This is a genomic window from Rhodococcus sp. PAE-6 (assembly GCF_025290685.1).
Classification (GTDB): domain Bacteria; phylum Actinomycetota; class Actinomycetes; order Mycobacteriales; family Mycobacteriaceae; genus Rhodococcus; species Rhodococcus pyridinivorans.
Genome location: NZ_JAOCLZ010000017.1, coordinates 1 through 24,187, shown reverse-complemented (window position 1 = coordinate 24,187; position 24,187 = coordinate 1). Strand labels below are relative to the sequence as shown.

The window sequence follows — 24,187 nt, the reverse complement described above, 5'->3', positions numbered from 1 at the left end:
ATAGTGGAGAAGTTCTTCGCGCCCCCGGCCGGAACTGCAATCCCTTCCGCCCTCGGGCGCCCGACACCTACGAACGTCACCGCGACATGCGATTGACGCGTGCGGGTTTCACCCATTCGGCGCAGGGGGACGTGTCGTTTATCCTGCTCATCTGCATTTTCTGTACGGATCGGAGGGCCTTTGAAGGCACGGAAACTTGTCGTGGCGTTGCTGGTCCTCGCAGTGATCGGCTGGGCCGCGTATTCGTGCACGGCTCGCCCCAACAAGGTCGAGGGATCTGCGGGCGCCGGCTCAACGACCAGTTCGTCGTCGCCCACCATGCCCAGCATGACGCCCCGGCCTTCTACAACTCCGGAGATCACGACTCCAGCGCCCCCGGCTCGGGCAGCCGAGGATGCGGCCAAGCAGGGACTGACCGTGGCATTCACGTGGTATCCGGCCACCGACAGCACCCAGAACGATGCCTACGGCCGTGCCAGGGACTGGCTGACCGATTCCCTTGCCGAGCGCATGATCGTCGACGCCAGCACCGAGCGTGGGCCCAGCGTGCAGTGGGCTCAGTGGGCCGAGGAACAAGCGAAGGTCATCGCCGACGTCAGTATCGAGTGCTCCGGGTGCCCCGAGGACACCGACACCGTCGTTCATCGCGTCGCCACCATCAAGCAGACCGCGGTGTCCGGCAGCGGCACCGATACCGTCGATCCCGACACCACGGTGTGGGTCACGATCGTGCGAGAAGGCGACCGCTGGCTCATCGACGAGATCCGCTACTGACCTGGAGGACCTGTGAAGCTGAAGAACCTTGCTGCTGCCCTGATCACCGCCGCTTTCGCGACCGCTCTGGTGTCATGCGGCAGCGACGAGCCGCAGGCTCCTGCTGGCACTGAGGTTCCGAGCACGACCGCAGCACCGGCGGTATCGGTCTTCGGCGAAGACAGCACCGACATCCTCTTCAAGATCCATCAACGGAACGCCGTCGCGATCATCGACGCGGTGGAGGAACGCGGAGGCACGCCGGAACAGGCCATAGCTGCTCTTCTCGCCGGTCAGGCCGAAACGGGCTGGAGGTCCGGGTTGTCCCTGCCGCCGCCTGCGACCGCAATCGCGGACATCTACGGATGGCGATTCACGTACAACATCGGTGCCGATTCCACGGACGCGGTGCGCGTCGCGACGTACACGTTCATGGATAACGCCGCAGCTGTGAAGGCCGATCCGAGCGACCCGGCAGCGTACGCGCTGGCGGTACAGCAGTCCGATGAGCGCGGATACATCGAAGACGAGCGTTTCTTCGTGAACGACGAAACTGCCATTTCGGAGTACGCCAAGGCGCAGCCTGTCGCCGAGGCCGCGTATGCAGAGTTGCGCGGCGAGCAGTAAACGTTGGGGACGTGCCGTCACCGCAGGTAGGAGGAATTTTCGTCGCCGCCCTGCGGCTGGCAGCTACTCCCTCCCCGTCTCATAAACGAGGCCGGCCCGGCATCTCGTTCTCCGTTCTCTGGAGCGGTCGAGGTGCTGGGTCGGCCTCGTTCGGAATCGCAGGGGGCGCGGCGTTCTAGCCGGTAGAAGACCCCAATCGATTCATCAATGTCCCATGCCGATACCGCCGTCGACGTTGATGACGCTTCCGGTGATGTACGCGGCACCAGGGCTGAAGAGGAACGCCGCCGTAGCTGCGATCTCTTCGGGCTTGCCGAATCGGCCCAGCGGGATGTGTTGCTTGGCGAGCTCGATGTTCTTCTCGCCGAGAGCGTCGGTCATGTCGGTCTCGGTGAATCCGGGTGCAAGGACGTTGCAGGTGATCGAACGGGAGCCGAGTTCGCGGGCCACCGAGCGCGCAATACCGACCACACCGGCCTTGGCGGCGGCATAGTTGACCTGCCCCGCCGATCCGGACAGACCGCTGACCGAGCCGATGATCACGATGCGTCCGGAACGTGCCTTGAGCATGTTGCGGGTTGAACGCTGCACGACGCGAAAGACACCGGTCAGGTTGGTGTCGACAACGCGCGAGAAGTTCTCGGTGTTCATGCGCATCAGCAGGGTGTCGTCGTTGATACCGGCGTTGGCCACCAGACCTTCGACGGGGCCGTCTTCAGTCTCGATGTGTGTGAAGGCCGCATCGACCGATGCATCGTCGGTGACATCGCATTCGATGCCGCGTACACCGTCAGGGACGGATGAGCCGCGGTGCGTTCCCCATACCGTGTGTCCTTCCTTGACGAGCTGGCTGGCAATGGCCGCGCCGATGCCGCGTGTTGCACCGGTGACGAGAACGCGCACTGATAGTTCCTTCCGAGTTGACGATTCGTAGATGGTGGTTGGTGGGTGGTAGGTCAGGCGAGCTGTTCTTCGAGAGCAGCGTGCCGTTCTTCGACCAGGAGGATGATTGCCACAGGGTCGCCGTGCCGCTCACGGGTCGAATGCAGCGGAAAGGATGCCGCGAGGAACGGAACACCGTCGATCGTGATCTTCTGCTCTGCATCTTCTGGAGCGTCCGGCCTGGCCAGCTCGGCAAGGTCGACCTGCTCGAGGACCTGAGAAATGCGACTTTCCCCCAGTGGGGCGTGCCTTCCGACGGTGGTGATCGGGATCGTGTGGCGGGCTTCCACGAGCAGCAGCGTCGCATTGCTGTATCGGACGAGCGAGGAAATGTTCGCTTCGAGCATCTCTCGCTTGTCGAGCTGCATGGTGAGGCCGTAGAGGAGGCGCTGGTCGTTCTCACGTACTCGCAGCCGGCAGCTGGACCAGAAGTGCACCCAGGTACCACCGGGCCGCAGGCTCCAGTAGGAATCGATGAGCAATCCGTCTTCGCCGGTCAGCGCGTCGTAGTAGCCACCGACCATATTCCAGGCGTCTTCTGGGTTCAGGTAGGTGAACAGGTACTGGACGTGGCGTTCCTCATTGGCTTCGCGGCCATCGCCGATGAGCGACGGGTTGTCGCCAGTGGTCCGGGTGGTCATCGCCGCCATGTCGAGAATCCACGCGTTGTAGGTCGGCCGCGGGCCGGGCTTGTCGGTCCCGATCCAGGCGATCAGGCCAACCGGTGTTCCGTCCGAGGCATCTACCTGGTGGGTTTCGATGTGCATGCCGTCGACTTGTGGGATCGAACGGCCTTCGAGGGCTGCGGAAAGGACCGCCCTCACTGCTGCTTCGCCGGTCTTGTCCAAGCCGAGCGATTTCGCCCTGTGCAAGGGCCGAGCGACGCGCTCCCCCGCGGCCGAGTGCACGAAGATGTCGTTACCTAGTTGGCTGCCGATGATGTCGACGGCAATCCATGTCCCCGAAAGTGCCATGCAGGTCAGGTTATGGGACGCGCCATATGGGCTATCAGCCGCCATATATCTGATACGGGTGACCGTTACAGTGACGTATGTCACAGTATTGCATTGTCCGATTCCTCTGGGTATGTTCCCTTCTGCTCGGGGGAGTGTCTCCTTCGTGCTCGCGCCAGTCGGTGAGTGATTCCCGTCTGGAAGCAGAAGGCCCACGAAAAATCGTGAGGTCTGCTTCCAGCTACCAGGAATCGGAGGACGGCATGCACAGAGCGAGCACCAGGATCGAGAGACGCGCCACGGCTTCACGAGCGGGGCAATTACGCAGGCGCTCCCGGCGGCCTATTCCGAGCACGCTCATGGGCCGCACGCAGCTCGTCTTCCGAGATCCCGAGGGCTGCGGACAGTTTTTGCGCCGCAGCATCCGAGAGCGAAACCACGCCACGCTCCACCGAACTCACCGTCTGAGTGGGGAGGCCGGCCTTGGCGCCGAGCTGAGGCTGCGTCAGACCCAGCAGCACGCGGAAGTCTCCCGGGTAGCGATCGTCCTCCGGGACCAACACGACGTCGGCGATCGTCACGCCCAGCACCTCGACAACGCGTGCGAGCAGGTCCACCTGGGGAGAAGCGGCACCGCTCTCCCATCGACGAAGAGTCTCGGTGCCGACCTTGGCCAGTCGCGCAGTTTCCGTCTGCACAAAACCCGCCTCAAGCCGCGCTTGGCGCAATGCGTCCGGGCTGAACCCCCGTATGACTCGACGGCTCACCGTGCGCGTCCTCCTCGTGAAGTGGTCATCGCTAGACACTGTGCAACCCTCTCGATACGATGTGCGCATACGGGCAGAGAATTATGGCTGAATAGAATAAGGATAGGGGGGTGGTGGAATTGAACACAGAAAAGGAACGGTCCCCCAGCTGTTGACGCAGCTGAGGGACCGTTCAGAGTGCAAGCCGACTGTTGACGCAGTCGGACAAGCCAGAGGAACGCGGGTTAGCCCCCCGCGACCTCGATTGCAGATATGGAGCCTGCGATGAACACGTTAGTTGGCACTGGGCCCTTACGCCTAGTGACGGCCCGCCCGGCCCCCCTTCGCCAGGGGACCCGGAGCGCACCTTCTAGCAGCAAAGATCCGCGCCACATCCTTGCTCGGCACCTGCCGAACATGACCGAGACCGCGTGCTCGACCTGCCACTTCGTCTATTCCAAGGAACAGCCGCTGTGCCCGCCCGTCGCCGAGGCACTGCGCAAGATGGCGACGAGTGCGCCCACCAAGTCCCTCAGCAACTACTCGACGACCCGGCTCCGCGCGATGCAGCGAGAACACTGCGGCACCGGTCGCTGCCGCCGGTGTGGCTTCGTCTACACCCCGAGCGTGCGGCTGTGCCCCACCTCGCGCCGTATCGCCCTGGAGCTCGAAACCCGGTTCAAAGCCCCCATCGGTGAGATCAAGGCGGGCAAGGGCCTGTGCTCCGGAAAAGGGACTGCGTGGACTGTCACGGGCAACGAGTCCGCCCCGTGGCGACAGGCCGTCGCCGCGTGTGCACAGTGCCCGTTGCTGGCCCAGTGCGCCACGGAGTTGGAACGCAGGCTCTCCAGCGGTGAGAAGATCAGTGACCAGATTCTGGCCGGCCGACTGTTCTCCACTCAGGGCGCCGAGATCGATATCGAGGGGTTCGACAAGTACGCAGACCGGCGCGGGGTGAAGACCAAGGGCCGGAGCAGCCGTGCTCGGCGCCGCGCGGCTGGTTGCACGGCGACTGCTCCGATGCCCGCTGCGAGTGATCAGCTGACGCTCTTCGGGTCGGCTGCCGCATGAAGCCCGGAGCAAACGATCAGGCTGCTGTCGATCGAGACGGCCGTGAATGGACGCTCTTCGCTTTTGATGGCCGGATGAAAGGCCGTCTCGCCCGAGAAGGCGCAGCTGCCATCCTCTGCGACCTCGACGAGCTGGTGGAGATGCACGGACCGTTGGTCCTGTCCCCTCCTCGGCTCACTGTCACCGGCGGGTTCGCTGCGATTGCCGACACTGTCGGCCTCGTGGCGTCCGATCCGGAAACAGCCTCGATCGAACAGATCCGGCAGGTCGCCGTATTCGCTCAGTCGATCCTCCTGCCACAAGGTCGACAGAGCGCATGACCGATTACATGCGTCTCACCAATCCCATGCGTGCCTCCGCTCCGGAGAGTCCTGCGCATGGTGAGATGTGGGGTGCTGTAGTGGGTCGAAAACACAGGAGGTGCACCAATGACTGAGTGATCCAACGGAAGGGCCCAGCAACTAAACAGTGCAGTGATATAGCCCAAAAAAAGAGAAGCCCCCAGGTGGGGGTGGGTTTCAGGAGGAGATCCGCCGAAGGATTTGGAAGATCCTTCACCACTTGAGGGAGATCGTCTGGCAGGACGATCACGCTCTGGGTGAGTGTCCGAAGTTGGCGCTTCAGATACTCGTTACTGCTTCCCCGAAGGGACTTACCTTGACCGGTACGTCTCAGGGTAGCGCACACCCTGAAACAGGCTCAACCGTTCAGTTTTCTACGACCCCCGGCGTGTCGCCCGAGGTCAGTGATGTCGACTTCCCCCTCCCCCAGCCTTTCGCTGACGAGGAATGGGAAGCAATCGTTGCTGCCGCGGTAGCGAACGTCGCTGCAATCGAAGCTGCTCAGGACCAGGACGACCCTGCCGAGGCAGCCGTCCAGGACCTGCTCGAAGCCCAGCCAGCCGGCGCGCGCGCCGCACTGACGCTGCCTGTTCCCGCAGGCGCCTGCGCTCGAACCCCGACCTGGCACAGCCGCCGGTACTGGCTGACGCTGTGCGAGTGGATCGCTGCCAACACCGACCGCGGGAAGACCGCTCTCAAGCGCCACGGCATCGCCGCAGAGACGTTCCTGAAGGTCTGCGCGGCTCATGCCGAGTACGCAGACTCCCCCACCGGCCGTGACGTAGCAGCCACCCTCGCCACCCTCGCCAGTCGGTCGAAGCTGTCGACCGACCAACTCAAGCGCGGCCGCCGTGTCCTCAAGACGCTCGAGCTCGGCGTAGAACTCGCCCGCGGGAAGAAGCTCAACGGCCACGAACGAGAGGCTGCGGCGCGTCTCTACGCCCAGGCCCACGGCCAGGCCCCGACACGGCTCCAGAGCGGCGCGGCGAGCGTGTGGGCGCTGTCTGCGCCGCTCTGGGCAGTGGAGGCTATGCCCGCCCCCGAGAAGCCCAAGAGGCGGTCACAGCGCCGATCGGCGCGGCGAGCGCGGAAGACGGGAGCGTCCACTTCCCGCCCGGTTTCGTCGGTCCCGCGCAAGTCACCGCGTTCCGCACCCCAATCTTCTAGGGGTTCTTTTCTCGTGTGTCTTTCCGTTAGGAAAGATCACCAAGCGCGCGAGCGCGCAGGCGAAGAACACTCAACACCGACCAGGATTCGTCCTCTGACGCTCCAGCGTGCAGCAGCGGAGCTGGTCGAACGCGTCCCAGCACTGCGTGCCGTCGTCGGCCTCGATGAGGCGACCGGGAAGCGTCGAGGCCACATCGGATCGGTCTGCGACCTGCTCGTCGAAGCGGGAATCGACACAACTCGCTGGACAGGTGCCGACATCGCACAGGCCCTGAACCACGATGGTGCGGCCCGGGGCTGGATGTGGCCGGCAGCCGAGACGATGACTTCCCCGCTGAGGTTGCTCGCGTTCCGGCTCTCCCAGCTCGACTGGAGCAGCCCGTCCCTGACCGAGCGCAAGATCCACGGCCGCGAACTGGCCGGAGAATGCCCGGCCGAGGCGGCCTACCGCCTGGTCAAGGCCCACCGACGGACTCGCGCGGCCGTCTCGGCAAAGCTGGCACCTCCGGCCTCTGACGAGCATCGACGAGCGATTCGCGAGCAATTGACAGCTGACCTGGCAGCGAAGAAGGCGGCCCGCGCTATGGCCTCGGTACGTGTCGGATGACTACGCAAGGGGGACGTGCCATCGAACCTGCTCAGCGCGTCACGGTGTTCGGGAAATGGGGCCACGCCGGGCCAAAGCGCTGGCCTGAAGGCAACGAGTGCATAGGCTACGAAACGAGTCGCGTGAGCCTGAAGCGAGCAGGAGGACGGAAGTGACCATGAGCAGTAAGCAGGCCCCCCGTTCGCATCCCCGTGTCCTGGTCAGCCGATCGGTAGACGAGAGGCGGAAGGTCTCTCGCAACGCGGACTCAGTGAGAGAACGGCTTCGGAATGGCGCGCAGCTGATCGTGGTCGACAGCGGCGATCGGGTCATCGACCTGTCCGAAAAGGAACTGCGGGCGAAGCATGAGTGGACGCTGCGGATCGTGGGCACGTCGAAGGTCCGAATCCACCTTTCCACTCCCCTGCCGGCCACCGCGCAGATCGTTGCGACCGGAAGATCCTTCGTAGAGGTCACTGGACGAGTAACAGTGCATGCCTACACCCATGCCACTGTTCACGCATTCGATCAATGCACCGTTCACGCGTGGAATTACGCCGCAGTCAGTGCCTGCGACTCGGTCGTCGTCGTTGCGGTAGACGACACCGAGATCGCTGCGTACGACCATGCACGGGTGGACGCCAGCGATCGTGCTCGAGTCACCGCGGCCGACTCTTCCTCCGTGCGTCTTTCTGGAGATGCCAGCGCCGCTGTTGCGCGCGGCGTGAAGGTCACAGGCCCCGCTCGCGCCAACGTTCACGTCGCTTCCTCTGGCCTACTCACGTAGCCAGCCCCGCTGACAGCCCGCTCCCCTATAGCCCATATGGGTCTAGGGGAGCGGGCTGTCAGCTGCGGAGCCAGTCGGCGCACCGGTGCTATCGGAGTGCTGGGGATCATGCCTCATCAGCCATTGCCTGAGCAGATAAAAGCGCACATGAGCTGCTGCAATGACAGACTTCGGTAGATGAGTTAAGCGCACCATATCTATGCGAACCAGATAGCAACTTCCGCTAGGTGATCTGTGCTGTGCTGGAGGCATATCATCTTATCTAAGACAAGTACAGCTATCCTCTAGTACATAGAGGATATATAAGTTAATATTAGTACCCATATGGGAAACGAAAGGGGAGGGAATGACGATCACCGCGATCGCCAACCTCAAGGGCGGGGTGGGCAAGACGACCGTCGCCAATGGGTTGGCCCACGCCGCGGCCGCGGCCGGAAAGTCATGTCTGTTGATCGATGCGGACATGCAAGGAAACTCAACGAAGCATCTCACCGGGTACTCGGCGACCGAACCTTCACCGAAATCGCTCGCTGATGTTCTGGATCGCAATGTGGACCTTCCGGCCCGGGAGGCGATCATTCCTGCGCGCAGGGAAGCGATACATGTGCTTCCTAGCGGGTTCGGCGATTTGCAGGCGGTCAGCGACCAGCTCGGCACCAAGCCGGGCGGGGAGATGGCGTTCGCTCGTGCGCTGAAGAAGATCTCCGGCGACTACGACCACATCTTGATCGACTGCCGCCCTGCGATCGATCTGGTCTCGCGCAGTGCGTTGTACGCCGCGGACAACGTCCTGGTCGTCGTGCAGCCCGAGCAGGATGCTCTCGACGGATTCGATGCAATCCGGGACGCTCTCGACGACATCGCCGAGTACATGGACAAAGTGCTCCCGCTTGCAGGCGTGGTCGTCAACCGGGTCGACGGCCGTCGCGGCGACCATGCCAAGTCGATCGAATACCTCAAGCAGTACGCGGCCGAGGACGGCATTGCGATTCTCGGCGACCTCATCCCGCAACTCGCCGACATCTCCAAGCTCACGAACGTCGGCATGGGATTCGATCAACACCCCAAGTCGCCGGCCTGGGCGCGCAACCTCCACGCGACATTTACCGAGATCCTCGAGAAGGTGGCTTCCTGATGAGTGGCATCCCAGAACCCACGCGACCGACGCCTCGCAGGGCGCGCAACACGTTTGCACAAGCCAAGGAATCCCTCGCGGCCGACGACGCAATCTCCGCAACGCCGGCCCCCGTTGCGCAACAGGCTGGTGCAACGCCGGCCCCCGTTGCGCAACAGGCAGCACCCGCTCCGAAAAAGCGGAAGGTCGCCACCACCGACATCCTGCTTTCGGTGTCGGAGGAGCTGAAGGAGCGCATGGTTGCAACGCTGGAGCACACACGCCCGCGCACCGGCATCACCAGCCAGCAGCAGTTCATCCGCATTGCGATCGAGCAGCTGTGCAAGCGTCTGGAGTCCGACTTCAACAACGGCGAGGCATTCCCGCCTCCGGCGCAGGGAGTCAACCTATAGCCCATATGGGGCATAGGGGATATAGGTATAAGTATGGGCATTGCACGTGGTGCAACACCTCTACCAGCGCCGTTGCGCAGTTGCGCAACCCCGAATCCTCCAGCAGCCACTATGCAATGAGACCCCGCCGGCTGGTACCCGGCAGGGTCTCTGCGACCGGGACCACCGTGGAAGGAACCCCGATCTATGACCGACTTTAATCTCCGCGCGGCGCGACTTCAGCTGTACGGACTTCTTGCAGCGGTGCTCCTCGCGGCACTGCTCGCCGCTGGGATCACCACCGGCGCATTCGTTCTTTCGTTCTCCGTCCTGAAGGACCTCGCTGTGCAAGGCATGCTCCCCGCTGAGCACGCCTGGATTTTCCCTGCGATCGTTGACGGCGGAATCCTCGGTGCAACCATTGCTGTGATCGTCCTGAGCAAGATCAGCGGGAGCGCAAAAGGGCGCAACTTCTTCCTCTGCCTTCTGATCGCCGTGGTGTTCGTGAGCGTTGCAGGCAATGCGTATCACGCCTATCGGGCCGCGCAGGATGCTGCACAGACCATCGCCGGAGGCGCCATCCTGGGGTTCAACCCCCTTGCACCGACGGTTGCGCCGATTATCGCGGTGATCCCTCCGTTGCTGGTCTTGGCCTTCACACATGGCATCGGCATCCTCATCAAGGCCATCGGATCGGCCTTCACCGAGTACAGCGAACTGGTCAAAGCTGCCGATGCAACGTCGACGTCCGTTGCGGCACCTGACGACATCTCCGGCACCGACCCCCGTGCCGCTGCAACGTCGGCCCCCACCATTGCGTGGACTTCAACGGAACCCGCCGAACCCGGACCCGTCACGAAGACCGACGAGTGGAGCAGCGACGCCGCCGCTGCGTCCGAGCGGACGCCTGTTGCGCACGACGTTGCACCTGTTGCGCACGACGTTGCACCTGTTGCGCACCACGTTGCATCCGTTGCACCTGAAGGCACGCCGTCGCGGACTCCCGAGATGGTTGTTGCGGATGACACCGCAACGGCCGCGATCGTCGAAACAGCACCGGCGCCTGAGCAGAGCACCCGCGCGCTCCTCGAGTTCATCGACCAGGTTCCCGGCCTCTCTGACGAAGTACGCGAGACCGCGCGGATGAAGATCAGCACTCCGGACTTGACGTTCGCGGCGATCGCCGAGCAAACCGGTGGTGTCGCAACCAGCACCGCATTGCGTCGCTACAAGAAGGCAGAAGAGGCAGCGCTCAAGGCTGGCTTCGCCATGCCGCCGCTGCCTGACTTGGGCGAAGGTTCCCTCGGTCGCGAACACGTCGAAGAACGCGAGCTGGTGACCAGCTGATGACCGACCGCAGGGGAGAAGAACAGTTCGCCCTCTTCGGATTCCCCGACGAAGGGGATCACGAAGAACCGAAGAGTCCCGAGCCCGAGACGATGCAGCCTGCGGTGGCGCCGGAAGAAAGCCCCGAGCCCGACGCAGACGGCACGGAACAAGAGGCCGGCACCACAGTCGAGGCACCAGAACTCAATCCGCGACCGTGGGAATCGCTGCCGGTAACCACCGATGCCGACGGCCACGCAATCATCGTCACTGCCGAAGCCACCTACACCCCCTCCGGTGCGCGACTGACCGGTCCGGTCGACTCGATCGAGAAGCTGGACAAGCTGCTGCACTGGGCAGCGCTGACCCCGCACGGACTCACCGCACAGGTGTGGTTCGTGGGGATCGATTCCTGCGCCCAGCTCGGGTGGACCATCGATCCTGGCAGTGAAGACGATGTCGACGACCTCGAACAGCTCCGTCAACGTGCCGCATCCGAACTCACCGAAGCCATCGCGGCGACACTGCCGCCGCTGATCGCTGCCGGCTGGGAGCTGCGGGGCGAGCCCGGATTCGTTGTGCACCTGATCCGCAAGGTCGGAACCGCCACCCAGATGGTCGACCTCATCCTCGAGCCGTACGTGTGGACGTACTGGAACAAGGACTTCGGATGGGGCAATCGGGTCGGAGACATGGGCATCCTCGGCAACCCCACCGTGGGCACCTATCTGCCCGACGACGACCTGCCCGCCGCCCGCGAGCTCGGCCGCCGCCTGGCCTGGTCCGTCAAACACCTCGACACCCTGCCCGGGCCCACTCCCGCTCGCACCGGCGCTGCGGTCCTGGACAAGATCCGCCGCGAACGTCTCCGCACCGGCAAGGGCATCGTCGTGACCGCCGGCGGACCGATCCCGCCGATCGACGGTGCACCGCGTGGGGACTTCGAGCCGGCCGCGGGCTGGTCCCGCATTCCCGACACCGACGATCTCGACGGTGCCACGGCACTGGTGACCATCGACCAGCGCGCCGCGTACCTGGCCTCCGCTGGCATGCTGTCCTTCGGCTACGGCCGGGTTCGCAACCTCACCGGCGCCGACGCCGCGGCCGCGGCCGCAGCCGACAAGCCCCCCTTCGGGATCTGGCGCGTGACCCTGCCCGCCGCGGGGCAGTACGCGTTGCCGACAAAGCTGCCGCTGCCCCATCCGGCGATGCTCGACGACCAGCCCGTGCAGACCTGGATCACCACAGTCAGCCTCGACGGGCTGTGCGCACCGATCGCGGACGGCGGGATGGGCCTGGACCTCGACGATCTCGACATCACCGAAGCCTGGGTCTACGAAGAACAAGGCCGTGCCCTCGACAAGTGGGCCAAGGTGCTCCGCGAGGCCCGCGCGGTTGCCGTCGACACCAATGATGCGGCGATGAAGCGCTTCCTCGGTGCCTGCTACAAGGGCTATGTCGGCCGGATGGTCAACCCGGACATGTGGACCGCCACCCGTATGCAGCACCACCATCAACCGCTGTGGCGGGCGGCGATCATGGCGCACTGCCGCTGGCGTGGCCGCCGCGTCGCGATGCGCATCGCCCGCGAGACCGGACGCTGGCCGATCCGCACCATGACCGACTCCTGGGTCTACCTGGTGGGGGAGGGGCAGGATATCGCCGACGACAGTGACGCCTTGGGCAAGATGACTTTGGAGAAGCATGTAGAGCTGACCGACGAGATGATCCTGTCGTTCGCCGCGGCCGAGACCACCCACGATGTTCGCCTCACGATCGCTGCGGCCTACGGTTCCCAGGACGAGGAGGACTAGATGGCACTGCATCTTCCCAAGCCCCGATCGAAGTCCGTGGTGCAGAAGGCCGTCGGTCTCGACGGCATGAAGGTCAAGGTCGCCGCGGCCGCGGCGGCGGGGGTGGCCAAGGCACAGGAGTCCAGTAGTGGACTGGCCGGCCTGACCGCAAAGATCCCGATCAAACAGATGCGTAGCGAGATCGGCAACGATGGTCTTCGCCAGGCCGCGATCGATGCCGGGGCCAAGCCTCCGTCGGACCGCACTCTGCGCCGGTGGGCGCAGCAGGACCGCATTCCTCACGCGTCGATCGCCGAACTCGCGCAGCGCCGCGCCGCAATCGCGCGGCTCGGCGGGGTCAACGAGGTGGCGAAGAAGATCGGTCGCAGCCCGTCGTCGGTGCGCAAGTACATGTCGGGAAAGACCAACGAGTTGCGCAACGACGCAAAGTCCAAGCTCAAGGCCGCAAAGGCTCAGGTCACCATGCACCAGGCCGGCGTTCTCAAGCCGGATGGAACCGCGAAGATCGCCACCATCCGTGTCACCGGCCGCGTGCATGTTCGCAATGGTGATGAAGCCGGATACGACTTCCGTACCCGCACGCTGGACTTCGGTAACTCCGACGTCCCCTTCAGTGCCGAAGAGTCTCAAGCTCTCGCTGCGGCACTGGCCAACGACGATCAGGCGCGTGTCGTGGCAATCCTCGAACGCCATGCGACCCTTGACTATCCGGAGAACAAAGGTTTCGACGCTTACGGTGATCAGTTCGGTTTCCACTTCGATGCTATCGACAAACTCGACGTCACCTGGCACTGAGGCACTGTCACTGAGGGCCGCTCCGCTATGCGAGGCGGCCCTCGGCGGTTTTGTGCATGTCATTGAGGCTGGATATTTGCGCAGTTCAAGAGGCACAAATGTGGTCCGATGAAGGGTTCACCCCGTTGGGGAAAATCCCGGTTGTGGGTGAATGTATGCAGGCACATTCCCATTCGGCCATCAGAGGTGCCCATGCCTGTCAGACGTTGGAGGTCCCGCCGCACTGTTGCGCTGGTTGCCACCGCGACCGTCGCAAGCGGGGGCGTGCTACTCACTGCGCCCGCGATTGCACATGCGGCTCCGACCCATTGCGCGTCGACGTTCAACCTCTTCATTCCCGGCACCTGGGAGACCGACGAGAACGCTGACCCCAGTCAGCCGGTGGGCATGCTCAAGCCGGTTGCAGACGCGCTCGAGAACACCCACGGCAGTGCTGTCGAGGTCTACACGTTGCCGTACATGGCCAGAGCCTTCGACAACGGTCATACCTACGCCGACAGCAAGGCCGACGCAGTGTCGAAGGCCAAGCAGGTGCTCGCCGACGTCGCGAACTCGTGCCCCCGAACGAAGTTCACGATGATCGGCTACTCGCAGGGCGCGGACGCTGCCGGCGACATCGCCTCCGACATCGGCAACGGCAGAGGACCCATCGACGCCAGCCGTGTACTCGCAGTCGGTCTGTTGGCAGATCCTGGAGCAGGAACGAAAGGGTCAGCGACTGTAGGTCCGCGCACTTCCGGGCAAGGCATCGCTGATCCTCGACCCCAGGGAATGGGGGCTCTGTCCGGCCGCGTCGCCTCGATCTGCGACCCGGGGGATCTGTACTGCTCGATCGAGAAGGGATCGAGCCCGTTGCTCGGTTCACTGGGGTCGATCCTGAGCAAGAGCTCGAGCGTCGGTGATGTCCCCACTGCGGAGCCTGGGGGCAACACGCAGCTCGCCGCGGCTCTGACCTCCGACTTTTCTGATGCGGATCTGCCCGCCCTGGGTACCAAGGTCGCCACTCTCGGGCAGCAGTTGACGGCACCGACTGTTGATATCGACCAGGTGGCCGATACCGCCCGATCCATCGCGAATACCCTCGCTCCGCTGACGGATCTCCTCAGTTCCGGTGCAGCGAACCCCGCGGCGAACGGTCAGCTCGCCGCCGCACCGGTCGGGACTGCCGAGCACAATGCTGGTGAAGTCCTCACCCGCGCGGGGCAATCCGACCTCGAGAGCGCCTTCAGTGCGGCCCTCAAGATCGCCGACACTGCGAGCACCCTGGCCGGGGATGCCTCCGCCGGTCTCCCGTCCTCTGCGCCCGCGATTCAAACGCTTGCCGACAATGCGAACCTGCTGACCGGCCAGGTCGCACCGCTGGTTTCCACCCCTGTTGATGCGCTCAGTTCGGCCACCAGTGTGCTGTCGGTGCTCAAACCGACCGTGGTGGTCAACCAGGTCCTCAACGTCGCTACCGGCGTGACTTCCTTGGACCTGCCCGGCATTCTCAACAACCTGGCCCTGCTGCCGCAGAAGGTCGCTGCGCTCGACGCGCAAGGAGCCCACCAGATCGCAGGTGAGTTGAACAACCAGTTCTCGCCGTTGGTGAAGATGGCGGCGGAGGTCGACATGCGGTGGGTCTCACAAATCCTTGCGGTCATCCCGGACCCATCCGGAGCGACACAGATCGCTGCCCTCGTGTCGTCGATCTTGTCGAACGTCGATGTGATCAGACTGGCCAACATCGTTGGTCAGATTCAGGAGATCGCGTGGGCAGCTCTCGAAAAACTCTTCCCGCCGCCGGGAATCGCGCCTGATCCAGTCGGTGCGGGAGCTGCAATGAGCGGCCTGCTGCCGGTGGGGCTGGACCTGGCATCCGTTGCGGTTGACATGCTCTCGGGTAAGGCCACCAAGACCCCGCCGGAGCTGCTGGGCAAGCAGGCGAACGCTGTATCGACGAGTATCACCACCCAGGCCGCGAACCTGGATCTTCCGCAGCTGTCGGACTCTCTGGTCACGCTCTCGCAATCCCAGGGTGCTCAGGATCTCGCCGCGTTGGTCAGTGAAGGGCTCAGTGCTGCGAGTTTCTTCACCTCTGGCGCTCACACCAACTACAACACTCTCGTGGTCGACAACGCCGGGCGAAATGCCATCCAGTGGCTCTCCGACTGGCTCAATCTTCAGATCGGACGTGCCGTATGAGTTCCCGTGCCCACAATCCGTCTGCCCGCTGGACCTGGTGCGCTACATGCGCTCACCGGGGATATCTCACCCGCGGTGACGCGCGGGCGGTCCGGAGGCGTCACCGGGGGGAGAAGGGTCTGGCTGTGTTCGCGTGCCCTCACGTTGATGGTCTCTTCCACGTCGGGCACCGTCCTGATGCGTTGAGCAGCGGGGAGATAGACCGTGACTTGCTGCGTACCCAAGCGGTGCGGGCCGCTGCGGCGGGGCGTGTGACGTTGTGACCAAGGCTGTGGCCGTTGGTGTGCTCGTGGGGTTGAGCGCATTGGTCTTCGCGGGACTCGGCGACCTGGTCGGCACCGCCGCTCGCGCGGAAGCAACGCATGCAGCAGCGGTGGGGGCGGGAGCAAATGAGGTCGCGCCGGCCGTCGGCGATCTCATCGCGGGTCTGACTGAGGTCGACGAGCTCCCTCCTGCCGCTAGCCGGCATGCGGACACAAACAAGAGTCCGGTGTGGGTTATTACCGTTCCGCTCGCGACCGATGGGGCAGACCTTGGCGGCCTTCCCGATAGAGCGTCTGATTGATGGGTAGCCGTGCCGATGCAGGGGTTTTCGATCCCGCGAAGACTGCGTGCCGAGTTGCCACAATGCAAATAATCATTGTAATGTTGTGGTTGAGTTGGACCGGTGGATCGGTCGACGTCATGTAAGCGCGCGGGGCCGAGAGGCCGGCGCGAACGGGAGGGAGGTGAGCGATATGGCCGGCTGCGCACGTGCCGCGGTGAACCTTCGTCTCCTCCCTGGGCTTCCGCCCGTCCTCTGCGGCCGAATGCGCATGCAGGCCGGTAGGGGGGACGTGCCGTCTCCCCAGTACGATCCGGCTATGTGCCGCTCTAAATCTCATGGATCAGGCCGTCGATGCCCGGGTTGCGGGAGCTATAAAGCTGCTGCGAAAGCCAACGGAAATCGCCGACTTGCACGCGAGGCGCGCAGGAAGGTCGTCGAGCATCTGAAGGAACAAGGGTTGGTGGAGTCCGCAGCTGCCGTTCTGGCTGCGCCGCCGAGTGTTCTGAAAGAGTTCATGGAAGGGCTCGGAATCGACCCAGAGATCCTGGGCAAGACGCCCATGCCGAGCACGCACGCTAACCCTCCCAGCGCGAAACTGCTGATCGCACAGGCAAAGGCCGAGCGGGACAAGCTCGCGGCGCCGAAGATCACCCCGGCTCAGGCTGCTCTCGACGCAGCCGAAGAGAACGTCGCCGCGGCCGATCACGATGAGAACGAAGCGCGAAAGGCGGTCAACCGCTACCGGACCCGACTCCGCAAAGCGAAGAAGGAGCTGGAGGCAGGAACAGGTACCGCCGAAGCTGTCGCCGAGCAGCAGAAACTGCTCGATAAGGCCAAGGACGCATATGTCGATGCTCAACGGCGGCAGGCCGAATCACGCGACGACCTGGCGGCCGCGAAGTTCGGCATGCGGGAGGACATGAGCAGCGACGAAGAGCGCGACGCGTACTACGCAAGCCTCACCGACGACGAGGTCGCCGCGATCACTCGGTCGTACAACCGTAAGTACGCCGCTGAAGCAACGGCCGCCATCGCCGAGGGACCGGTTCTGGCACCTACCGGCGTCGCGCGTGACACCGACATCTACAAGGCCGGCACCATTCCGATGGAAACCGGATCGGGTGTTGAACAGGTCGAAGGCCGCTATCTCGACGGAGGAACCGCTATCGTTCGCCGCGGATACAGCGACTTCGTCGTCCTTCAGCGCAAGGGCGACGCGTATTACCCGGTGGCCACCGCGAACGGAAAACAAGATGCCCTGGCCAAGGCCAATCGCATCCCGATCCTCGTCGACCCCGGCGCGTTGCCCGAGGGCGCAACCGACATGCAGCGGCAGGCACACGCCATTCGCGGCGACGTACTGCTCGACGTCGCGCGCCAGTCGGCCGCCGGCAAAGCCCCCACCGCCGAGATCCAGCAGAAGATCATCAACGACGGCTGCAGCGGCGCTGTCGAGAAGTTGACCGACTCGGTCGGAGCCGGCCCGGTCCGTGCCGACATCTACGCCGGCGTCAAACGGCACAACAAGCGGCTGCGGGAGCAGGCTGCGATCGCAGCGGGGGAGAAGGCCCGCGCCCAGGCGCTGGCTGCTGGCAAGTCCACGGCGCAGGCCGAGCAGGCATACGTCCGTGCGCATCGCCGCGCGCTGGGCACCGAAACTCGTGGTGGCGGCGTGATTCCCCACTTCGACCACAAGATTCCGCCGGAGAGCCTGGGGGAGGAGAAGCACAAGAGCCTGTACCGCAGTGGAATCAGGGCCTTCGGCAAAGAGACCGCCGACGACTACGCGGTGATCCATCAGCGTGCCGGCGATCTGAAGGCGTGGGGGTTCTCGGTCAGCGGCGACAAGGTGAAGACCTCCGACCTGTCCAAACTGACGGCTCACAATGCCACGTTCGTGAGCAAGGTGCTCGACAAGTCCGAACGCAGCGCGCTGACGACCTACACCGGCGGCAGTTACCACGCGATCAACGCTGCAATCACCGGCCGTGATCCGAACCCTTCCGGGTCGACGAAGACCACGGTGTCGGGGATCGAGTCGGCGTTCGACAAGTTCAACGAGCACAACCCGAACATCGAGCCGATGACCGTCATGCGGGGCACCCGTGTGCCGAGCGGATGGAAGGGGACAGCCGCCGAGTACATCGACGCCACGTTCACGGTCGGATCGAAGATGCAGATCGGCAAGGTCACCAGTACGACGACCAAACAGGCAACCGCAAAGGGATTCGCCGGACATCCGCCGTACATGATGGTCATCCGTACCCGCTCTGGGCTGCCGGTCAAGTCGATCTCGCTGCACAGCGGCGAAGACGAGGTCATCGTGCCCACAGGCACCGATCTGCGCTGTGTACGCGTCGATCACCACGGTGTCCACGGCATGCCCACGGTGTGGCTCGTAGCTGAGGACCTGGTTGCCGAAGCCGATGGCGGTACGCATCCGCCGCTCAAGGCAGTAGCGTAAAACCATCATTGAACTGGGATGATGGCACGTCCCCCATCGTGAGAGAGAAGGCATCATGAACTCGAAATTGACCGACGAACAGCTCGACGACATCCGTGAATACCTCGCCCAGGGGATGAGCCCGGACGACATCGCAAACTACATCGGCCGTGTCGCCGACCTCGATCTCATTGAGATCGAGTACGTGCGCACCGCGGCCAACGAACTCGAACACGAGAACCAACAATACGGGGAGAAGCCTTGACCGCACCTACTGCCGATCGTCCCGTTCAGCTCGCGCGGTACAGCAACGCACTGACCGGTCTCGCGGCCGGCGACGCCTGGGGCTACCAGGTCGAGTTCTCCTCCTACGCTTCGATGCCGGCCTACCCGGTGCCGGCGCCTGCGGGGGAGTGGATCATCAGCGACGACACCCAGATGACCCTCGCCCTGCACGATGCGCTCACCGAGGTCGCCGACTTCGACGACATCGAGGCGGTCACCGCCGCCATCGTCCGGCACTTCACTCTGTGGAAGCTCGACCCCGACAACAATCGTGCCCCAGGCCGCACCTGCATGGGATCACTGTCGAACCTGAGTGCTGGTGCGCGCTGGTACGACCAGGACGGTGCACATGAATCTGCCGGCTGCGGGGCCGTGATGCGCTTGGTGCCGGCCGCGTTCGCTCCCGAGCCGTACTGGCGGGGACTGACTGCTCTCCAGGCGGTGATCACCCACAAGCACCCTCGCGCGATCGTGCCGGCACTGCTGCTCGCTGACGCGGTCCGGCACGCTCCCGAACGCCGCGGCCGATTCCTCGAGCACGCTCTGACCGAGGCCGAGCGGATCTTCGACGGTGTGAGCGAGTGGTTGACCGATCCCTACCTCGCCGATGTCCTTGCTCCCTACCGAGGGGACGTGTCATCAGTGCTGGTCGAGGGGTTGAACGATGATGTTGTGGACATCCTCGTCGCGGCCGCGGAGACGTTGGACCGCCTCGCGTTGGTGGACACGACCGAGTACGGCGACCCGTGCACGGGCATCGGCGAAGGGTGGGAGTCGGCCAGCGCGATCGCACTGGGACTCCTCGTCGCAGACCTGGCCACGCTGCCGGAAGACCGACAGATCAGCTCCGGGAATAACTGGGGTGGCCCGCAGGCGCTTGCCTGGGCGGCGACCAGCAACGGGGACTCGGACTCGATCGCCTGCATTGCGGGCGCACTTATCGGTGCCGCGCAGACGACGCCGGATTACTGGCGCCTCACTGGGCTGGCCCCGAGATTCGAGTCGCGCTACGCCGCTGCGATCGAGTCGGCATCCTGCTGCCTTCCCGGGGATTCGGTGGTGCGCTGACCTGAGCGCACCCAGTAGGTGAAATGCGCTGCGTCCTGCCAAGGTGGCACATCCCCTCTTTGGTTCGAGTGGGCCCGAGGCATCACAGCGAAAGGGAGCGAATTGCAGGTCGAAGCAGTAGCAACGGGCGCGATGATGATCGTCGGCGGAGCGTGCGGGTTCGTCTGGGCGCCCCGCGTCGCTCCTCGATACGGCAGTGCAGCCGTTTTCTACGGGCGAGCCTGGTTGCTGATCCTGGCCGCGTTCGGGGCGCTGCCCGTCGTCTCGATTCTGGGGTTGCCTGCGCGGGTCCAGGACGCAGTCAGTTCGGTCGTGATCAGCATCGGTCTCGCTGCCGGCGTGTGGTTCCTCGTTCAAGGCGTGCGCACTCGCCGCGCGGAGTTCCGGGAGCAGCAACGTGATTGCCGAAATCGAGGTGCAGTCCCTCCGCGGTACTTCTGGTCGCCGTGGGCGATCTTCGGGTGGACTGCCGCGCTCGGAGGTCTGGTCGTCGTAGTGGGCGGAATGGCGGTGGCGTCGGCGATCGCGGCCATGCTCGGCTTCCAGACGCAGGAAGAAGTCAACAGGGCGTCACAGACGGCCGCGAGCGCCATTACCGCCGGAATCTTCGCTCTCGTGCCGGTAGCTGCGGCATTGGGTCTGTGGCGCTGGTGGCGTCTGCGCAGCGAACCCTCCGAGCTGCTGGTTTCTGTTTCCTGACACACTCAAGAATGGACCGCTGAACTGCGGTTATGGCACGTCCCCTTTCGGTGTCGACGATCGTCTGATGTCCCCTGGATGAGACTTACCGTCTGCGGTCGAACCGGGCGGCAGGAGAAAACCGTGAATCTCTCTCGCGCAGAGTACGGCCGCTGGGTTGTGCAGTCCGGCCGGATCTTGGCCGTGATTCCCTATGCCCATGTCAGTGCGCAATCGGTGATCGAGCAGATGTACTTCGGTCCAGGCGCACGGCGCCGTGCTGAGCGCTGGGTCACGTCGGAGCTGGCATCGCGCTGATGGGAAAAGGTGTTTGACCTGCTGCGACGTCACATCCCGCAGACGTATGGGGTATTAGCTCCCATATGGATATGCCTCAATCTATCGAACATGTGTTCTACGCTAAGGGGCGGAGCTAAGGGGTGATCAGCTGTGGAGTCGAAGGTCGACACGATCGCGCACCTGCGAAACCGGATTGCCGCGATTCCCGGCCGGCCGAATGACCCACGTCTGCGTCCGTCGTCGACCGCGCGCGGGCTGCACACCGAAACAGCCCGGCCGCCGGCCCTCGGGGCGGCACGGGGAGTCCTCCCTGTCCCCGAACCGCTCGCGCCCCTGCTTCCGCACGGCGGACTGCTCCGAGGATCAACTGTGCACGTCACCGGCGCGACGGCTCTTCGGCTCGGGCTCCTGGCCTCGGTGACCGGCTCGGGAGGCTGGGCGGGGGTGATCGGAAGCCCCAACCTCGGATTGCTCGCCGGCGTGGAAATGGGAGCGGATCTCGCTCGATGTGCCCTCGTTCCCGATCCTGGTGCAGACCCCCTCGCCGTGGCCGCCGTGCTTCTGGACGGACTCGACCTGGTTGTTCTCTCGCTCGGTGGTGCCAGCATCCCTCCGAGTCGTGCACGTGCCATCGCCGCACGCACCCGCAACAACGGCGCGGTACTCGTTGTTGCCGACGGAAGTTGGCCGACTGTGGATCTGAACCTCGACGCTCGGGTGGCCGGCTATCGGGGTCTCGGCGGCGGAGACGGTGGCCGCATCACAGGGCTGGACCTGACCGTCGAGGCGCGTGCCAGGGGACGGCTGCCGCAACGAGGGAACATCACGCTCGCCGGCCACTCTGACGGTCTCAGATGGATTTCGCGACCGGCGGCCCCAGGAATGCTGAAGGTTGCGCAGTGACCGGTCCCGGACTCGACGACTGGGATGAGCAGTTTCCAGGCATGCCGATCCTGCGGCGGCCACCCGAACCCATCGAGGTGATGGTCGATGTCTCCCGAGCTCTACCTGCCGGCAGAGGATTCACTCGTGTCGATGGCCTGCCACTGCGTGTGAGGGCCGGGGGTATTCGGCTCGAATCGGTAATGCGAGCGACCCTGCACGCCTGGATCAGGGTCTGCGACGGACGCTGGCTTGCCCAGGTGCGCCTTCCGGTGCGCTCCTCCAGCGGCCGCAGCGGCGCCGAGCTGTGGCTGTGGGTGGATTCCGTCTTCGTGTTCCCCGCGGGCGAAGGGGCGCAACTGTAGGCGAGTTGCCCGAAAAGCATCGCATCATCAGGCCGAGACGCGATCATCGCACCCGCCCGCAATAGCCATGAGCTGCCCAGATGGCATGTCCCTTCGGTGCGGGTCTCGGATGACATGGCGACGATTCGTCGAACCATCTGTCCATCCTTGGTCGATTCCTGATGTCACTTATCAGCTAGCGCAATCGAACCCGTGCTAGACAATACAAAGAAGTAATGTAATGTTGGTTTGGTTGGTGAGCGGTCGCCCCAACTCCAACGACGAAAGCAGCGCACAACGTAATGTCGCCGATCTACACCCCGACTTTCCGCTACGACGACCCGACTCTGACTCCGCCGGCCCCTGGGCGTGCCCTGATCGAAGACATCGGACTCGTCGAGTCTTTGCCGGGGATCGGTCCGAAGAGCGGCGGCGGATACATCGGAGTCCCGATCTCGATCGGACCCCTGCACACCCGCTTCCTCCGGCCTTACGACGGCGTCGAAACCACGTTGCCCAACACTGATCTTCGGCCGTGGCGCACCTCGTTCCTCGTCGCAGCCCACTCGCAGAACTGCTTCGACCTGCCCGACCGTCCCGGCTGGAACTGGCTGCGATGGACTGTCGCCGACCATCTGGCACACGATGCTGCCGCCGCGAGCGCGGACGAACCCCTGGTCATCGTGCCTTGCGGAGCAACGAAAGACCCGACCCCCTCCAAGATCCCGGCAGGGCAGCGCTACACGGGCACCTACCACCGACTCGGCCTGCGTGCGGCCGCCGCGCTCGCGGGCCCGAATGCCACACGCATCCTCTCCGCGCGCTTCGGTCTGGTACCGCTGCATCACCTGATCGAGCCGTACAACCTGCGCCTTGGCCAGCCCGGATCGATCACAGCAGAACGACTCCGGGAGCAGGCCGCCGACCAGGGGCTGCTCGACCATCGCAACGTCGTGCTGTTCGGTGGTCGCGACTACACCACGCTCGCACAGCAGGTCTGGCCTCATGCACACACACCGTTGGCAGGCACGAAGGGCATCGGCGAACAGCAGAAGCGACTCGCAGAGATCGCCGCGTGCGGCCAGCTGCACTGATCACCACACCGACACACTTGGAGGATCTATGACCGAACTGCTGCCAGAAAGCCACGGAGTCGAATCAACCCAGGGCACTAGAACCGGCGCTCTCGCCTGTGGTGCTTTGCGTGACGTCACCTCCGAAGCCCGTCGCTTCGGGATCTTGCTGCCCACCGCAATCACCGATCGCGCCTGGAAGCACGCCATCGCGTGGCCGGAAGCCGACGATGCGCTTCGCTGCGAAACAGGCCGCGCCTGGACCGTCCTGGCCCACGCCGCTCGAGCGCTCCTGCGCGCGCAGAGCCTCGGCGCCGCCGGGCTCCAGCTGTTCAACTTCACCCCAGCGCCTGCCCTGGACGGAGAAGACCTGCTCACCCTCGGCGTCGAGATCGGCTCCGGCGACATGGGGGAGCCCGTCGTGACCATCACCACCGCCGCCGACCACTGATCTTCCACTCCGGCCTTCCGAGCGATCCCGAGAACGGAGACCCGATGCCCGACCGCACCCCCGATCCGCTGACCAATTACTTCCCGCCCAACTGGGATGACCGTCCCCGAGTGAAGCGGTGGAACGGTCATATTCGTCGCGAGGATTGGCTCCTCCGAGACAAAGAAGACCTCGTCAGCATTATCGAACTGCTCAGCCAGCAGGTCACCAATGCGAATCAGGATGCACTCGACGCGAGCTTTCTCGCCGAATGGCGCATCCATCGCATGCTTACGCAGGCAGGAATAGGTGCGCGAATCTACCTACAGTTGATCCGCGCACGTCACCGTGGACGCAAGACAGCACGAATCGAAGATCTTCTCAGCCTCGGCGCTAACCGGGAATGCCACAAAAAGGCATCGTGAACAGGTTAGATGACACGTCTCCTTCGATTCGGTTACAAGTAGTGCCCCATAGAGTGGTGTAACCCGGTGACCAGCACCACAACCGACAGCGTGTCGCTGCTGGACGTGAAACGG

The 24,187-nt window shown here is 64.2% G+C and carries 25 protein-coding genes; 22 read left to right on the top strand and 3 right to left on the bottom strand.

Annotated elements, in window-relative coordinates:
• The first annotated feature begins 201 nt into the window (after positions 1 to 201).
• Both NVV99_RS22990 and NVV99_RS22985 read left to right on the top strand, forming a co-directional pair.
• Positions 202 to 774, top strand: a complete 573-nt coding sequence (locus tag NVV99_RS22990; protein WP_260783055.1) for a hypothetical protein — start codon at positions 202 to 204, stop codon at positions 772 to 774.
• A 12-nt stretch (positions 775 to 786) separates the two neighbouring features.
• Entirely contained in the window at positions 787 to 1,380 is a 594-nt protein-coding gene (locus tag NVV99_RS22985) for a hypothetical protein (protein WP_260783054.1), read from the top strand.
• Positions 1,381 to 1,584: 204 nt separating this feature from the next.
• Here NVV99_RS22985 and fabG read toward each other — a convergent pair whose 3' ends face one another.
• The 3 genes from fabG to NVV99_RS22970 form a co-directional block, all read right to left on the bottom strand.
• A complete protein-coding gene (fabG, locus tag NVV99_RS22980; protein WP_121209325.1) occupies positions 1,585 to 2,283 on the bottom strand; it encodes a 3-oxoacyl-ACP reductase FabG in 699 nt (232 codons plus the stop codon).
• A gap of 53 nt (positions 2,284 to 2,336) precedes the next feature.
• Entirely contained in the window at positions 2,337 to 3,296 is a 960-nt protein-coding gene (locus NVV99_RS22975) for a hypothetical protein (protein ID WP_260783053.1), read from the bottom strand.
• A gap of 299 nt (positions 3,297 to 3,595) precedes the next feature.
• On the bottom strand, positions 3,596 to 4,027 hold the full coding sequence (locus NVV99_RS22970; RefSeq protein ID WP_230792454.1) for a helix-turn-helix transcriptional regulator: 432 nt from the start codon (positions 4,025 to 4,027) through the stop codon (positions 3,596 to 3,598).
• 411 nt (positions 4,028 to 4,438) lie between these two features.
• Between NVV99_RS22970 and NVV99_RS22965 the strand changes: the two genes are divergently transcribed.
• The 20 genes from NVV99_RS22965 to NVV99_RS22870 all read left to right on the top strand — a co-directional run bounded on the left by NVV99_RS22965 (position 4,439) and on the right by NVV99_RS22870 (position 24,073).
• Complete coding sequence (locus NVV99_RS22965) at positions 4,439 to 5,092, top strand: hypothetical protein (RefSeq protein ID WP_260783052.1); 654 nt, start codon at positions 4,439 to 4,441, stop codon at positions 5,090 to 5,092.
• On the top strand, positions 5,089 to 5,412 hold the full coding sequence (locus NVV99_RS22960) for a hypothetical protein (RefSeq protein WP_260783051.1): 324 nt from the start codon (positions 5,089 to 5,091) through the stop codon (positions 5,410 to 5,412). The genes NVV99_RS22965 and NVV99_RS22960 overlap by 4 nt, the downstream gene beginning before the upstream one ends.
• Positions 5,413 to 5,821: 409 nt before the next feature.
• On the top strand, positions 5,822 to 7,207 hold the full coding sequence (locus NVV99_RS22955) for a replication protein (RefSeq protein ID WP_260783050.1): 1,386 nt from the start codon (positions 5,822 to 5,824) through the stop codon (positions 7,205 to 7,207).
• Positions 7,208 to 7,364: 157 nt separating this feature from the next.
• Positions 7,365 to 7,973, top strand: a complete 609-nt coding sequence (locus NVV99_RS22950; protein WP_082899698.1) for a hypothetical protein — start codon at positions 7,365 to 7,367, stop codon at positions 7,971 to 7,973.
• Between the two features lie 346 nt (positions 7,974 to 8,319).
• Positions 8,320 to 9,108: a ParA family protein gene (locus tag NVV99_RS22945; protein WP_024100448.1), complete on the top strand. Its 789-nt coding sequence runs from the start codon at positions 8,320 to 8,322 to the stop codon at positions 9,106 to 9,108.
• Positions 9,108 to 9,500, top strand: coding sequence for a hypothetical protein (locus NVV99_RS22940; RefSeq protein ID WP_260783049.1), 393 nt, complete (start codon positions 9,108 to 9,110; stop codon positions 9,498 to 9,500). Before NVV99_RS22945 ends, NVV99_RS22940 begins: the two co-directional genes overlap by 1 nt.
• Positions 9,501 to 9,686: 186 nt before the next feature.
• On the top strand, positions 9,687 to 10,826 hold the full coding sequence (locus tag NVV99_RS22935; protein ID WP_260783048.1) for a DUF2637 domain-containing protein: 1,140 nt from the start codon (positions 9,687 to 9,689) through the stop codon (positions 10,824 to 10,826).
• Complete coding sequence (locus NVV99_RS22930; RefSeq protein ID WP_260783047.1) at positions 10,826 to 12,619, top strand: hypothetical protein; 1,794 nt, start codon at positions 10,826 to 10,828, stop codon at positions 12,617 to 12,619. The genes NVV99_RS22935 and NVV99_RS22930 overlap by 1 nt, the downstream gene beginning before the upstream one ends.
• Complete coding sequence (locus tag NVV99_RS22925) at positions 12,620 to 13,414, top strand: hypothetical protein (RefSeq protein WP_313906265.1); 795 nt, start codon at positions 12,620 to 12,622, stop codon at positions 13,412 to 13,414. It abuts the gene before it with no gap.
• Between the two features lie 192 nt (positions 13,415 to 13,606).
• Entirely contained in the window at positions 13,607 to 15,598 is a 1,992-nt protein-coding gene (locus tag NVV99_RS22920; RefSeq protein ID WP_260783080.1) for a cutinase family protein, read from the top strand.
• Between the two features lie 1,007 nt (positions 15,599 to 16,605).
• Positions 16,606 to 18,609: an ADP-ribosyltransferase gene (locus NVV99_RS22915; protein WP_313906264.1), complete on the top strand. Its 2,004-nt coding sequence runs from the start codon at positions 16,606 to 16,608 to the stop codon at positions 18,607 to 18,609.
• A 55-nt stretch (positions 18,610 to 18,664) separates the two neighbouring features.
• Positions 18,665 to 18,853 carry a hypothetical protein gene (locus NVV99_RS22910; protein WP_260783044.1) on the top strand — a complete coding sequence of 63 codons (189 nt, stop codon included), beginning with the start codon at positions 18,665 to 18,667 and terminating at the stop codon, positions 18,851 to 18,853.
• Positions 18,850 to 19,941, top strand: a complete 1,092-nt coding sequence (locus tag NVV99_RS22905) for an ADP-ribosylglycohydrolase family protein (protein ID WP_260783043.1) — start codon at positions 18,850 to 18,852, stop codon at positions 19,939 to 19,941. The genes NVV99_RS22910 and NVV99_RS22905 overlap by 4 nt, the downstream gene beginning before the upstream one ends.
• Before the next feature lie 102 nt (positions 19,942 to 20,043).
• Positions 20,044 to 20,640, top strand: a complete 597-nt coding sequence (locus NVV99_RS22900; RefSeq protein ID WP_147430447.1) for a hypothetical protein — start codon at positions 20,044 to 20,046, stop codon at positions 20,638 to 20,640.
• Positions 20,641 to 20,763: 123 nt separating this feature from the next.
• A complete protein-coding gene (locus NVV99_RS22895; protein ID WP_158455956.1) occupies positions 20,764 to 20,937 on the top strand; it encodes a hypothetical protein in 174 nt (57 codons plus the stop codon).
• Positions 20,938 to 21,288: 351 nt separating this feature from the next.
• A complete protein-coding gene (locus tag NVV99_RS22890) occupies positions 21,289 to 21,822 on the top strand; it encodes a hypothetical protein (RefSeq protein WP_260783042.1) in 534 nt (177 codons plus the stop codon).
• Complete coding sequence (locus NVV99_RS22885) at positions 21,819 to 22,166, top strand: hypothetical protein (protein WP_012476979.1); 348 nt, start codon at positions 21,819 to 21,821, stop codon at positions 22,164 to 22,166. Before NVV99_RS22890 ends, NVV99_RS22885 begins: the two co-directional genes overlap by 4 nt.
• 281 nt (positions 22,167 to 22,447) lie before the next feature.
• Positions 22,448 to 23,239, top strand: a complete 792-nt coding sequence (locus tag NVV99_RS22880; protein ID WP_260783041.1) for a DUF6884 domain-containing protein — start codon at positions 22,448 to 22,450, stop codon at positions 23,237 to 23,239.
• Between the two features lie 28 nt (positions 23,240 to 23,267).
• Complete coding sequence (locus NVV99_RS22875) at positions 23,268 to 23,669, top strand: hypothetical protein (protein ID WP_260783040.1); 402 nt, start codon at positions 23,268 to 23,270, stop codon at positions 23,667 to 23,669.
• Between the two features lie 44 nt (positions 23,670 to 23,713).
• Complete coding sequence (locus tag NVV99_RS22870) at positions 23,714 to 24,073, top strand: hypothetical protein (protein WP_248957629.1); 360 nt, start codon at positions 23,714 to 23,716, stop codon at positions 24,071 to 24,073.
• Positions 24,074 to 24,187 lie beyond the last annotated feature (114 nt).